We start from the raw sequence: 12,435 nt of genomic DNA on the forward strand, positions 1-12,435 counted from the left end.
TGAATCATTGAGATATTCTTTAACGTACGATGACGTCGCGATGTTATTGGCAATCGCTTGCCGTCAGATTGAAACTCGATTGCCCATCTTTAAAAGCGTAATTGTACACGGCGAGGTTGGTCTCACCCGAATCAAGCTTTGGTTTCCAGAAAGCGCACACGGTCGAGGCAATGCCGGACTTCATGATGGCCCCATCCGTCAAAGGGAGGGAATCGGCCAGGCGGTAAAAATATCGGACCGTCTTCCCCTCGAGAGAGATGCGCTCAAGAGTGGTAAAGGCATCTATCTTCTGTGGCAGGTTAGCGTTCGCGACGTCATTCTGTATTCTGGGAATGACGATCAGTTTGGTGATCTGGCTTGAACTGGCAAGAAACAGAACAACAATGATCGTTCTCGCGTTCGGAAATCGCTTGGCCGCCAGATGGCCGACAACCGCGCCGATCGCCCCGAATATCCCCCCAACCAGGCCGTAAACAGCCGGCGCCGGCCATGTTTCCATAAAAGCAAGCATTTCCCCTCCAATGTTTTCCTCTGTTGATCCGCCCGGCAGCTTGGCGACCGGGTTGCCGAACGTGCCCACGCCACTGCCGGTCTGCCCGGAAATTTATTGAGATTTTCGAGCGTGCCCAGCATCTCATCCCTACATCTCGATGATCGATCGGCGGACGCGGCCGACGATGGTGACGGCGCCGTGGAATTCCGGCGGCGGCACATCCTCGTAGGAGGCGGGCTGGAAGGGCGGGTTGTCGTTCGGGCGATAGCGCTTGTAGGTGGCGGCCCCCGTCTCGTCGGCGACGACATAGAGCGCGTTCGGCGCCAGGCGCTTGTCGCGCAGGTTGACGAAGATGATCGAGCCGGGCGGCGAGATCTTGTTCATCGAATTGCCTTCGACCTCGAGCGCGATCCATTCGCCATCGGGCAGATCGAGGGCGGCCACGGTCGGGAATTCGGAGAAGTCGGTGATCGGCGCCTGCTCGCTCAGCTGGCCGGCGCTGACCCAGGAGATCTTCGGCACGTCGGCGACGGAGACCGGCAGCTCGTCCGGATCGAGCGCGTTGCCGGTTCCGAACTGCAGCCAGTTCAGATTGACCTTGAAGGCGCGGGCATATTTCTTCGCATCGGCAATGCCGAAGCCGTTGCGGCCGGACTCATGCGCCTTGTAGACATTCGCATTCCAACCGAACCGATCGACGATCGCCTTCGGCCCGGCAAAGCCGGCGTTTTTCCTGGCCATGACCAGCCGCTTTGCGCGTTCTTCGCGCTCAAATTGTTCCTGATCTTTCAACATGATATAAAAAATACCCTAGTTTAGGGTATATGTCATGCCTTATTGCGCTTGACATAAAGGGTATTAAATGTACCCTAGTGCGCATGGAAAACAGCGACATCATCAACTCTCCCAGCCTCGGAGACCGCGGCGCCACCCGCCGAGCCCGCTACACCGGTTGCCCGAACTGCGGCAAGGCGCTGTCGATCGCCGAGGTGATCGAGCGCCATTGCGAGACCTGCGGCCGGCAGACCAACCCGAAAGAGATGCGGCAGACCGTCGATGTCCCCGGCGCACCGCACACCGATCCCGACAGCCTCACGCCTCCCTGACGGCTATCGGTGGCCGGCGTCGTCGCCCTCCCTCGGCGACGCCGGCATCCAATCCCCGGGCCGCGGCCCGGCAGGCGATCGGAGCCTTTGCTCCCGCAACAGAGCCGGCGCTCCGGTCGCCGTCGATGAATTCAAATGAACCATATCTAAGCACCCGCTTCGGCGGGAACGGCGCGCCGCGCTCGAAATGGACAAGAAGGATCACACCGGCATGAACGCGCTCCAGCTCTTCCGCACCGGCAGGGACTATATCGAAATCGCAGCCGTGCTCGGCATGTCGGTGCCTTCGGTGGAAATCGAGATCCACCGGCTTCGAAGCGCCGAGAAGGGCGATACCGCCCAGCAGGATCATGCCGGCGCCGAGATCCGCCGCTTTCCTCACCGGATCCAGCCGGGCACGCCGGTTAATTTTTTCGGCGGGCAGCGGCGTCGGGTTTGAGCGGCGGGAGAAAGGAAAACGGCATGGCGAAGGACACAATGAGCAAGGACGTCATGGACATCCTCAGCCCGGTGCTGGGGGAGGAGCTGGCGGCAGCCGTCATCGAGCACCGCCGGCGCACGCTGCGCAAGCCGCTGACGGCTTACGCCGCCCGCATCCAGGCCAGGGAATATCTGCTGACCGGCGATCCGGCCGGTGCTGCCGAAATGCAGATCTTCCGCGGCTGGCAGGCGATCAAATGTGACTGGTACCTCAAGGAGAAGGCGAGGGAAGCCGGGTCGATCAACAGCAGCACGAGAAGGACAGCAGTGGATGCCGCAAGAGATTTCCTCTCCGGTGAAGATCATAGCGGGGATGCTTTCGGGTTTCCCGGCATCATCAGGCACTGATCCCGACATGCAGATCCGCGCCTATCTCGTCGCGATCGACGGCATTGCAGATGAGGCGGTCTGGCGGGCCGCCAGAGGCTTCATCTCCGGAAGGGTGCGGGATCATAACCGCGCTTTTGCCCCGAGCAGCGCCAGTTTTGCCGAGGAATGCCGCCGTCAGCAGGCGGTAATGGACGCGCAAAAGCGGCCGCGCATCGAGCCGGAGCCCGAGACGCCGCAGCCGAAAGTCGCGGCCTACAAGATGCAGCTGCTGCGCGCTGCGGCCAATGGCAGCCGCAGCGCCAGGCGGGAACTGGCGAAGATGTTCCCCGACAACCCGGTCATCGCAAGGGCCGCACGAGAGACACAGGAGGCAGCCGGATGAGAGCCGAATTCTGGACGGAAGACAAGATTGTCAAGGCCGAGAAGCTCTGGAGCGACGGCATGTCGGCAAGAGCGATCGCCGAGATGTTCGGCTCGAAGAAGAACACCGTCATCATGATGGCGCGCCGCAACCGCGAGAGGTTCCCGGCCCGCCAGGACGCCCGGCAGAAGCTGCCGCAGGCCGAGGCCGCGCCGGAGCCGCCCCGCCACCCGGATCGGGTCAGACGTGTGACCTTTTCGGGCGCCGAGGTAACGATGCCGCGCGTGCCGTTCATCGATGGGCCGGCGCCATGAGCCCGGCCATCAAGAGCAACGTCACCCCGCGCGAAACCGAAATCATCGGCTGGATGGCGGCGGGAAAGACCGCCGCCGAGATCGGCACCATTCTCGGCATCTCCCACATCACCGTGAATACGCACATCGCCAACGCCAAGGCGAGACTCGGCGTCTTCAAGGATACCGCACTTGTCGCCGCCGCACTGCGCAACGGCATCATTCGATAGAAGGACAATCAGCATGGGTGGCAAAGCAGCCAAGGCCAGGACATCACGGGCGAACAAGGGCGCCGGCCGGCCGCGCAAGGAAAATGTCGAGCGTTTTCCCTGCGGCAAGATCAAGCCCTTCGAGACCGAGAAGGACAATATCAGCGTCGCCATCGCGGCCCGCCGCCGCATCCATGGCTTCGGCCGGACGGTCGACGACGAGACGGTCAAGAGCCCGTTTGCCGGTTATACCCTCGGCCGCATGTTCCTCGACGGCCTGATCACTTCAGAGCAGCGCCAGGCCGGCGACGACTATGCCGAGGCCATGGCTCGCTACCACAAAACCACCGGCATCCCGGCCCCAAGCCCGCGCGCCCAATCGCTCTTCACTGTTAAAGGCCATGAAGGCGAGGTCACCGAAAGCCTCGCCGACCGCGCCCGCAAAGCCAGCAACCGCATGATGGCCCTGCAGGCCATCCTGCTGCGCTGCCCGGACGGCCCGCAGGTGCGCAGCACTGTCTACAACGTCACGGTGATGGACTACGAACACCTGCGCCAGATGCCGCCGCAGCAATTGCTGTGGCTGCGCCGGGGGTTGATTGCGCTGCGCGCGGCGAGGGGTGGATGATGGGGTGGCGGTACGGTTTGTGAAAAGTTTGCGATCCAAGCCGGCGCGGCGTGGCTTGCCCAGCCGATATATGGAACGCCGGGGCTTTTTGCGCTAACCCTTCGGCCTGCGCTTCGCTTCTGCTTTAGGACTTGCGAATGAACGATCTCCAGCTGTCGCCGGAATTTCATGTCGAATTCGCTAGAGGAGGACGCTCAGATTCCGGCAGCATCCATCATGTCAAACGGCACAAGCTCGGCGGCTGGATCACCACTCCTGTTGCGCTTTTTTTCATCACTGATGCCAGGATTCCTGCGGAAGGCTTTTTCCCACACAAGAGACTCGATTTGTTTGTGAGCGACAAAAGGCTCGTTTCCAAACCGGAGTGGCTTGCCGGGATTTTGTTTGAAGCTTTGAGAAAGCGGGGCGCGATCGGCGAGCCTGCATGGTTGGAATGGCATGTCGCCAAGTCACTTGATGGCAAACCTTACGGTGAGATCTTCGACTTCGATTGATCCTTTGCAGTGGCCGAAGCGAAAACCGCCCTTCTCCGCCCGCCATCGCTGTGTTGGCACAGCGCTCACCCCAGCCTCCGTCCTCCTCGGGCTTGACCCGAGGACCCACGCTGTCCGCCATAGGCTACGGCATGGATTCAGGCTCGGGCGACGGTCAACGGGGAGTGGGCCGCGCAGAGTATCGAAGTGCATGGGTGTGTTAGTTACGCACCTCCACACGGCCCATAATATTTACGATCGGCGGCGCCTGTTGTTCCCCAACCGAGTGAAAATTCTGAGTGGCCGCCCAATAATTCGCTGCTTTGGGCTTCGGAGCGTGACTGCTCAGCTCCTCCGTTCAAAGAACTTCGTTCTGATGCCGAGATAAGGAGTGCGAGCAGATCGGCATGCCAGTCATGCTTTCACCACCGAAAAGAACAGGAACCGCGGCGTCGTCGTGAGGCTCCGATACGCCTGCGGAAACAGCTCGGCAGCGCGGGGATCGGGCTGGGGTTCGCTGACGGTATCGATCTGAAATCCGGCCGCCTTCAGTGCATCGAACATGGCGTGCAGCGGCCGGTGCCAGAAGCGCATGGCGATCTCCTGTCCGCCGTGCTGCCAGGTCTCGTCGAAGCTGTAGGTCTCGAAATAATTGTCGCGGCCGCTCGACGGGTGATCCATGAAGGGATGGTGGGTGGAGAAAACCAGGCGGCCGCCTGGAGGCAGCAGCCGGTTGAATTCCAGGAGCGGCGCCGACCAGTCCGGCAGATAATGCAGCACCAGCGAGGCCAGGATCAGATCGAAGGCGTGATCCTCGAAGGGCAAAGCTTCGCTGAGATCCGCCTGCAGCAGGCGCGCGCGCCCTTCCAGGCGGCGTTGCGCGATCTGCAGCATGCCGGCACTGGCATCGATCCCGGTCACCACGGCCCCACGCGCGACGAGCGCTGCCGCATGCGCCCCGCCGCCGCATCCCGCATCGAGCACGGAGAGACCGGCGACCTCGCCGACCAAGGCAAGAATGGCCGGCCGCTCGTAATAGGCATTCCAGGCATTGGCCTCATTATCCGCGTCATATGCCGCCGCGAAGGCATCGTAATCATTTTCGGCCATGGTTTGCCTTTGCGGAGGGTGTCGGGCGATTGCGTTTGGTCAGGCGTGTTTGATTAAGGGCAGCCGTACCTTTTTTGCGAGAATCGCTGGCGGATGCAAGCCGCCGCAGAGCGCATGGCGGCGCCACGGCCGAGAGGTCGTGCCGTGGTCGCCCCCCTCTGCCCTGCCGGGCATCTCCCCCACAGGTGGGGAGATCGCAAGTGGCCAGACCTTGGCGTCCGTCTAGCGTTTCGCCGTCCTGTGACGTCAATTGTTTGGGGAAGCCAGTGAGCCCAGCCAATCTCCCCACCTGTGGGGGAGATGCCCGGCAGGGCAGAGGGGGGCTGACGCGCACGACCGCAGTGGGCATGGATCCCAGGCTCGAGGCCTGGAATGACGGAGGCGCGCTTTCGCCAAGCTCCCGCCTGAGGCTAAGCCTTGCCGAGATGCTTCGGCCAGAATGCCTGATGCACTTCCGCGGCTTCGTCTTCGAGGTTCGTCGGGCCAACCACAGTGACGGTGCGCGCGCCGGTTTGCAAGACCGCCCGGCTCGGCACGTTCAGCCCGATCCCGGCGATCTCGCCAAGCCGGGCTTCGGAGCACGCAAACACCATGCGCCCGATGCCTGACCAGTAAATCGCCCCGGAGCACATCGCGCACGGCTCCGTGCTGGTATAGAGCGTGCAGTCGGCGAGAAAACCGGTGTCGTAGTGCTTCGCTGCAGATTTAATCAGGTTCATTTCGGCGTGGTTCGTCATATCGTGGCCGGTGAAGACGCTGTTTTCGGCGCGCAGGATGACCTCGCCATCCTTCACCAGCACCGAGCCGAATGGTTCGTCGCCTTGGTCCATCGCGGATTTCGAGAGCGCAATCGCCTCGCGTAAAAACGGCTCGTGGTTTTCCATCACAGTCCCCCCAAAAGCTAGAGCAAGAGTTTGTCTTGAATCGGAGGGATTTCCAAGGGCTGCAAATCCGATTGAGGATCGGCGATCCGGATCGCGGCAACCGTCTTCTGCTCGACCAGCAATGTCTGCCGCTGGGGACCGCCGCCGGATGTCTCGTGCGGAGAGGGACCGATCCTCACCGGCTCGCCGTGTTTACCGGCCTCCTCAGAGGTCGCGACGTCCGCCGTGATGTCCTTGGAACCCCTTCGTGATGCGAAAAGCCGTTCCTCGCCAAAAACAGAGCCTGTGCTCGTCTTTCAATTGCCGTTTGACGCTGCTTCAATGCAACCGTCTGACTATGAGCGCGAGAGTGTTTTTCTCGATCAGTTGCAAGGGGGTACAGTGCTCAAAATATTCTCGTTACGGGGTAGGCTTGGTCGTCTTCGCTATTTCCTGTTTACCGTGGCAGTCATCGCTATCGCCGCCGCCGCGATATTCGTGCTCACTCGCCTGCTGACGCTGCCCGGCACTCGGCAGGCGTTTTCATTGGTTCAGGGGCTGGTCGCCCTAACCTATCTGCTGGCTATCATCGCCAGTCTTTGCCTGATGGCGAGGCGACTGCATGACTTCGATCAGAGCGGCTGGTGGACCCTTTCAGTCTTTGTGCTTCACTTGCTCTACAGCTATTACCAAGCAGTTGGCTCCCTGACCGCGGTAATTCTCATGGGCATCTTTCTGCTGGCCGTCCATCTTGCAATCATCCTCACGCCTGGCTCGAAGAATCCCAATAGGTTTGGCGAAGTGCCCGGCGCCGTCGGAGCGCCCATTTAGCTTGCTCGGCGGATAATGGCCGCCGTAAGTAAGGTCTGCCGGCTCGGGACCGCCGCCGGATGTCTCGTCCGGCGTGCAGACACCCGCACCTTACGAAAATGTATAGCCCCGGCGAGGTGCCGGTGAGATTTCGGGCGCAGGCTTGGTGCAGTCATTGCCAAGTCGAAGGCCAGTTTCATGAACATGCGCGCCACGCCTGCCGCCCTGATGCCGGCGATCCATCCGGTCAGCCTGCGGGTCGACACCTATCTGATCAATCTCGATCGGGCGCCGTTGCGCCGGTTTCGGATGGAGCGCCTGCTGGTGGGCATCGGCCTTGCCTTCGAGCGGGTGGCGGCGGTGGATGGGGCAGGGCTCAGCCTGCCGCATCCGGATTTCGACGAAGCCGCCTATCTGAGCCGGCATGGCCGCCGGCCGAACCCTTTCGAGATCGGCTGCTTTTTCAGCCATGTCGAATGCGCCAGGCGCTTCCTCTCCGGCAATGCCGAATTTGCGCTCATTCTCGAAGACGACCTCGATTTCGACGAGGACCTCGCTGACGTGATCGAGGCCGCCCTGCAGCACCAGACGCGCTGGGACATTCTGCGTCTTTCCACCGTCAATACCGGGCGCAAGCATAGGGTGGAGGCGCTCACCGCATCGCGCTCGCTCGCCATTGCGCTCACCCGCGAGAAGGGCTCCGGCGCCTATCTGATCAACCGCAAGGCGGCGGGCTGGATTGCTGGTTCAATGCTGCCGATGCGGCTGCCCTATGATCTCGCCTTCGACCTGGAATTCGATGAGGGCTTGAGCGCCTGCTTCGTCGATCCGCTGCCGGTCAGCCAGAGGGCGGATGCCTGCTCCCAGATCCAGGCAGGGCTTTCGGCCTACCGGCTTGGCCGCCGCCGGCCGTGGAGCGTTCTGCCCTATCGCGCGGCGGCCGAAATACGCCGCTTTGCCGCCCGCTTCGGCCGCCTCGTGGCGTGGAGGGTGAGCGGTCAAGACCGCTCACCCGGGATGAAAGGTCAGGACCGCTCACCCGGGAGCAGCGGAAAGCCGATCGAGACGATGAGGCCGGGCTGATTGTCTCCCATGGTGATCTCAGCCGCATGCAGCTCGGCGATCGCCTTGACGAGGCTGAGCCCGAGCCCGCTTCCTGATGTCGTGCGGCTTTTGTCCAGCCGGTAGAGCCGCCGGAAGACTTTTTCCCTTTCGCCGGCGGGAATGCCGGGGCCGGTATCGGCGACCGAGAGGATGGCGCGATCGTGCTGGCGGCTGAGCGAAACGGTGATCGCCGTTCCGGCCGGGCAGTGGTTGATCGCATTTTCCACCAGGTTGGCGAGCATCTGGGTCAGCAGATCGCGATCGCCGCGGATCATCGCCGGACAGCGCGCCGTGATCCGCAGCGACTTCTGCGCATCTTCGGCGACATCGACATAGACTTCGGAAATCACCGCAAGCACGGCATCGAGATCGGTCGCCTGGAAACGCTCCTTGCGGGCGCCGGCCTCGATCTGGGAGATGCGCAGCAGCGCCTCGAAGGTGGCGTTGATCCGGTCGCTCTCGTGTCTCGCTTCGTCGAGAAGGGCTGAGACATCCGCCTGCCGGTCATTGCCCGCCACCGCGGCATCGAGCGTCAGGCGCAGCCGGTTGAGCGGTGTCTTCAGATCATGGGCGATATCGCTGCTCACCTGCCGCATGCTCTCGACCAAGGTCTGCAGCCGCACCAGCGCCGCGTTGATCTGGATCGCCACCGTATCGAGATCATCGCCATTGCCGCTGATCGGAATGCGGGCGTCGAGCGCGCCGTGGGAGACATCGTTCATGGTGAGCGCGACCCTGTCCAGCCGCGCCTGGGCGCGAACGGCGAGAAACACGCCGCCGCCGATTGCCGTCGCCACGACGATTGCCGCGGCCCATTCGAAACTCACCAGCACGATCCGCAGCATCTCCTCGACATCGTTGAAGTTTTCGCCGACCACCAGGCTGTAGGGGCCGATCGTCGACACCTGCATCCGGTAGCGTTCATGGCCCTTCAGCCCGACATCGCGGGAGGTGACGGTATAGACGCCGTTCGGGATGGGCGGTGCGGCGAAATTGCCGGCGAGTTTCTTGCCGGCATGATCGGTCAGCGAATAAAGCCCGTCGGAGGTAGACTGGAAGCTCGCATAATTGTTGAGCGTGTTGACGAGATCCTGGGTGTCGCCGGGCTCGTAGGTCGAAACGATCAACGCATTCATCTCGGTGAGCGACTGTTCGAGATCGCGGGAGAGGCCAAGGTCCAGCATGTGATAGATGATCGCGCCGCTCAGAAAGAAGGTGACGACGAAAAGCACGACGAAGGTGACGGCAAGCCGGAACGGCGTGCTCCGGCGCAGGCTGGAGAATGATGCCGAAAAATGTGTGTGGTTTTCGGACGGCATCATCCTGTCCTGGGCGCATGCAGGCTGTACCCGGTATTGCGGACCGTATGCAGAAGCTGGGCCTGGAACGGTCTGTCGACCTTGGCCCGCAAACGGCTGATATGGGTCTCGACGACGCTGGTCTTCGGATCGAAGTGGAAATCCCAGACGCGTTCCAACAGCATCGTCTTGGTGATGACCCGGCCTTCGCCACGCATCAGCACTTCGAGCAGGGTGAATTCGCGCGGCTGCAGCTCGATCGCCTGGCCGGCGCGGCGGGCTTCGCGGCGGATCAGATCGAGCTCGAGATCGGCAACCTTCAGCACCGTCTTCTGCTCCTGCACCGGTGGCCGGCGGCCGAGCGCGTTGACGCGGGCCAGCAGCTCGGAGAAGGCAAAGGGTTTGGTGAGATAATCGTCGCCGCCGGCCTCCAGCCCCTCGACCCGGTCGTCGACGCCGCCGATCGAGGTCAGGAACAGCGCCGATGTGCCGACCTTGGCGGCCCTGAGCGACCGGATAATCGCCAGCCCGTCCAGCCCCGGCAGCATGCGATCGACAACAATGACGTCATAGGCTTCGCGCTGCGCCTGAAACAACCCATCGCGGCCGTCGCCGACCACATCGCAGACATGGCCTGCCTCGGAAAGGCCCTTGGCGATATAATCGGACGTCTTCCGATCGTCCTCGATAAGCAGGATCCGCATCAGCCCGATCATTCCCGGCAGGTGAGGGGGCAATCTAGCGGAGCCGGCGGCTGGGCGACAACTTACGGATTTGTAAGGTGGGCGAGGCTTTGAGCAACCGGACTTCTCTGCATGCGCAGCGCTCTCAGCCTCGCGGGCGTGGTTTCGCCTCATATGTCGTCCGAACGATCGAGGTGGGGTCGAGGCCGCGTGCGACGGGTGTCCAGCCGACGGGCTGGCTCCGTCTGACAAGGCCGACATCGTCGAGATGCTCGTCATCCAGCCGATCGAGATCCGGCGTCGCATCATGGCGGGATGCCCTGTTTTCACGCCAGTTGGAAAAGCTGTGAAGCGCAAGCGCAAGCGGATGGGCGATCGCGGCGAAGATGGTGGACTGGGTGTTCGATCTGGCGAAGCTGGTCATTTGCATGGTCCCCTCGGTTGATGGTGCATGCTGGCATCACGGGCCGGCCATGTACCGACGGGCAGCTGACGAAGCGCTGAATTTTCGCTGAAAGCGACGTTTGCGGGTGCGACGGCGCGGCGCGCGCTACGCCTCTCCGGGAAGGACCGGGAACTGCGCCGACTTCAACAGATCGAGTATGTGGGCGCGCTGCTCCGGCCGCTTCACCCCGGCATGATCGAGATATTGGCTGGCCGACTTGTAGCCGATCAGCATCGCCTGGTCGCGCCAGCCCGCGGCTTCTTCCGGCCGGCCGATGGCAACGGCACAACAGGCAGCCGTTACCAGGTCGTCCATCGAGCGTGTGTTCGGTTGCCGGCGCAGGATGAAGGACAAGGCCTCCTCGTATCGGCCGGCATGGAAGGAGGCGCGACGGAAGGAACTGTCGTACCAGATCGGCCAGCTCGGATTGAGCCGCCGGGCCTTTTCAGCCGCAGCGATACCCTCCTCGATGCGCCCGAAGACCGGCGCCCAGCCGGAGAACATCGCCAGCACATCGGCGTTCGACGGGCCGAGACCGAGCGCCCGATCCAGCGCCGCCTCCGCCGCTTCCATCTGCCCCATATTGCCGAGCATCTCGCCGAGCGCCACCAGCGCCTCCGCGTCGAACGGATCGAGTTCAACGGCGCGCCTGGCGGAATTGAGCGCCGCAGCATCGTTCTCGCTCATGTCGACGCCGAACGAGGCGAGCTCATCATGCGACCAGGCAAGACCGAGCCAGGCGCGGGAAAACAAGGGATCGATCTCGATTGCCCGCTGGAAACAGTGCAGCGCCTTTTCAGCGTCTTCCCGGTTGAAGCGATTGGTGTGATATCGCCCGCGCAGATAGAGTTCGAAGGCATCGCGATCGGCCGCCGCCCGTCGATGCAGGTGCTCGGCGGCGACATTCAGCAGCACGCCGTGGCCGGCAAGCGCGTTGACGATGCCCTCGGCGATTTCCGACTGGATTTCGAGCGCATTGGCGATCGCCCCGTCCCAGCTTGCCGACCAGACGATCCGGCCGCTCGACATTTCGGTCAACACGGCGGTGACCTTCATCATGCCGTCGACCGACTGCACCATGCCGTTGAGGTCGAAGCCGAGCGTTGCGCGCAGAGGCGAGGGGACTGCCTTCTCCGGCAACCAGGTGACCTCGAGGTCGTGGTAGCGCGCCAGCCTGGAGGCGACCTCGGTGGAGAAGGCCTCGGCAAACCAGGCCGCATCGCTGCCGGGGCCGATCAGACGGAACGGGGCAACCGCCAGGGGAAGCGCCCGCACGAAGGCCTTCTCCGGCATGGCGTCGGCGGCCGATTGCTTGTTCTCGAACAGATAGCCGCGCCGGAACAGGGTGCGGATCAACCCGTCGGCGCCGATCGCCTTGCGGATCTGGCTGATCGCCTGGGTCAGCGAATCCTCGGTGACGATGACACCCGGCCAGACCGCTTGCATAAGCTCGTCCTTGGAAACCACGCGGCCCTCGTTGCGGACGAGATAGGTCAGCATGGCGAGTGGCTTGGCGCCGATCTCGACATCCCTGCCGCGCCGCATGAGCCGCCCCCTTTCGGGGTCAAGCGTGACGTCAGCGAATGTGAACAAATCCGTCATATCAGAGACCGCTTTAACCGCAGGAATTATACCAAGGCGAGCGCGAACCGAAGCCCCGCGCGACGGTGCAGATGAGGAGACGCTCAAGCGCCCCACGGCAATTCTGGCGGTTGCCGGCCTCAGGCATCTCATGGCAGCCAGGCCGGC

The 12,435-nt window shown here is 62.7% G+C and carries 18 protein-coding genes; 10 read left to right on the forward strand and 8 right to left on the reverse strand.

Annotation, left to right across the window (positions count from 1 at the left end; genetic code table 11):
- Positions 1 to 43: 43 nt before the first annotated feature.
- Positions 44 to 580, reverse strand: a complete 537-nt coding sequence (locus CO657_RS03680) for a hypothetical protein (RefSeq protein WP_245292933.1) — start codon at positions 578 to 580, stop codon at positions 44 to 46.
- Positions 581 to 640: 60 nt separating this feature from the next.
- Entirely contained in the window at positions 641 to 1,288 is a 648-nt protein-coding gene (locus CO657_RS03685) for a S24 family peptidase (protein ID WP_054181557.1), read from the reverse strand.
- 83 nt (positions 1,289 to 1,371) lie between these two features.
- Between CO657_RS03685 and CO657_RS03690 the strand changes: the two genes are divergently transcribed.
- The 8 genes from CO657_RS03690 to CO657_RS03725 all read left to right on the forward strand — a co-directional run bounded on the left by CO657_RS03690 (position 1,372) and on the right by CO657_RS03725 (position 4,394).
- Complete coding sequence (locus CO657_RS03690; protein WP_054181558.1) at positions 1,372 to 1,599, forward strand: hypothetical protein; 228 nt, start codon at positions 1,372 to 1,374, stop codon at positions 1,597 to 1,599.
- Positions 1,600 to 1,810: 211 nt separating this feature from the next.
- The gene (locus CO657_RS03695; protein WP_245292934.1) at positions 1,811 to 2,038 is read left to right on the forward strand and encodes a sigma-70 family RNA polymerase sigma factor; all 228 of its coding nucleotides are present in this window, start codon (positions 1,811 to 1,813) and stop codon (positions 2,036 to 2,038) included.
- Positions 2,039 to 2,061: 23 nt separating this feature from the next.
- Positions 2,062 to 2,427 (forward strand): hypothetical protein, encoded by a 366-nt coding sequence (locus tag CO657_RS03700; RefSeq protein WP_054181560.1) that lies wholly within the window; start codon positions 2,062 to 2,064, stop codon positions 2,425 to 2,427.
- Entirely contained in the window at positions 2,393 to 2,791 is a 399-nt protein-coding gene (locus CO657_RS03705) for a hypothetical protein (RefSeq protein WP_054181561.1), read from the forward strand. The genes CO657_RS03700 and CO657_RS03705 overlap by 35 nt, the downstream gene beginning before the upstream one ends.
- Positions 2,788 to 3,084 carry a GcrA cell cycle regulator gene (locus CO657_RS03710; protein ID WP_054181562.1) on the forward strand — a complete coding sequence of 99 codons (297 nt, stop codon included), beginning with the start codon at positions 2,788 to 2,790 and terminating at the stop codon, positions 3,082 to 3,084. Before CO657_RS03705 ends, CO657_RS03710 begins: the two co-directional genes overlap by 4 nt.
- A complete protein-coding gene (locus CO657_RS03715) occupies positions 3,081 to 3,293 on the forward strand; it encodes a response regulator transcription factor (RefSeq protein WP_037073250.1) in 213 nt (70 codons plus the stop codon). The genes CO657_RS03710 and CO657_RS03715 overlap by 4 nt, the downstream gene beginning before the upstream one ends.
- A 13-nt stretch (positions 3,294 to 3,306) precedes the next feature.
- Complete coding sequence (locus tag CO657_RS03720) at positions 3,307 to 3,900, forward strand: hypothetical protein (RefSeq protein ID WP_003587982.1); 594 nt, start codon at positions 3,307 to 3,309, stop codon at positions 3,898 to 3,900.
- Between the two features lie 137 nt (positions 3,901 to 4,037).
- Positions 4,038 to 4,394 carry a hypothetical protein gene (locus CO657_RS03725; protein ID WP_054181563.1) on the forward strand — a complete coding sequence of 119 codons (357 nt, stop codon included), beginning with the start codon at positions 4,038 to 4,040 and terminating at the stop codon, positions 4,392 to 4,394.
- 393 nt (positions 4,395 to 4,787) lie between these two features.
- Here the strand turns inward: CO657_RS03725 and CO657_RS03730 are convergent, their stop codons facing one another.
- A complete protein-coding gene (locus CO657_RS03730) occupies positions 4,788 to 5,483 on the reverse strand; it encodes a class I SAM-dependent methyltransferase (RefSeq protein ID WP_054181564.1) in 696 nt (231 codons plus the stop codon).
- Positions 5,484 to 5,893: 410 nt separating this feature from the next.
- Positions 5,894 to 6,367 (reverse strand): nucleoside deaminase, encoded by a 474-nt coding sequence (locus tag CO657_RS03740; protein WP_012556890.1) that lies wholly within the window; start codon positions 6,365 to 6,367, stop codon positions 5,894 to 5,896.
- A gap of 234 nt (positions 6,368 to 6,601) precedes the next feature.
- Here CO657_RS03740 and CO657_RS03745 point away from each other — a divergent pair, with 234 nt between their 5' ends.
- A complete protein-coding gene (locus tag CO657_RS03745; protein ID WP_245487148.1) occupies positions 6,602 to 7,177 on the forward strand; it encodes a DUF805 domain-containing protein in 576 nt (191 codons plus the stop codon).
- Between the two features lie 177 nt (positions 7,178 to 7,354).
- Positions 7,355 to 8,239 (forward strand): glycosyltransferase family 25 protein, encoded by an 885-nt coding sequence (locus CO657_RS03750; protein WP_012556892.1) that lies wholly within the window; start codon positions 7,355 to 7,357, stop codon positions 8,237 to 8,239.
- Here the strand turns inward: CO657_RS03750 and CO657_RS03755 are convergent.
- The 4 genes from CO657_RS03755 to CO657_RS03770 all read right to left on the reverse strand — a co-directional run bounded on the left by CO657_RS03755 (position 8,182) and on the right by CO657_RS03770 (position 12,231).
- Positions 8,182 to 9,582, reverse strand: a complete 1,401-nt coding sequence (locus tag CO657_RS03755; RefSeq protein ID WP_245292935.1) for a sensor histidine kinase — start codon at positions 9,580 to 9,582, stop codon at positions 8,182 to 8,184. The two genes, CO657_RS03750 and CO657_RS03755, sit on opposite strands and share 58 nt — an antisense overlap.
- Positions 9,579 to 10,262, reverse strand: coding sequence for a winged helix-turn-helix domain-containing protein (locus CO657_RS03760; protein ID WP_054181922.1), 684 nt, complete (start codon positions 10,260 to 10,262; stop codon positions 9,579 to 9,581). Before CO657_RS03760 ends, CO657_RS03755 begins: the two co-directional genes overlap by 4 nt.
- A 124-nt stretch (positions 10,263 to 10,386) precedes the next feature.
- The gene (locus tag CO657_RS03765; RefSeq protein ID WP_128715520.1) at positions 10,387 to 10,665 is read right to left on the reverse strand and encodes a DUF1127 domain-containing protein; all 279 of its coding nucleotides are present in this window, start codon (positions 10,663 to 10,665) and stop codon (positions 10,387 to 10,389) included.
- 126 nt (positions 10,666 to 10,791) lie between these two features.
- Entirely contained in the window at positions 10,792 to 12,231 is a 1,440-nt protein-coding gene (locus CO657_RS03770) for a winged helix-turn-helix domain-containing protein (RefSeq protein ID WP_054181566.1), read from the reverse strand.
- Positions 12,232 to 12,435 lie beyond the last annotated feature (204 nt).

Origin of the sequence: Rhizobium acidisoli, assembly GCF_002531755.2 — a bacterium.
Classification (GTDB): Bacteria; Pseudomonadota; Alphaproteobacteria; order Rhizobiales; family Rhizobiaceae; genus Rhizobium; species Rhizobium acidisoli.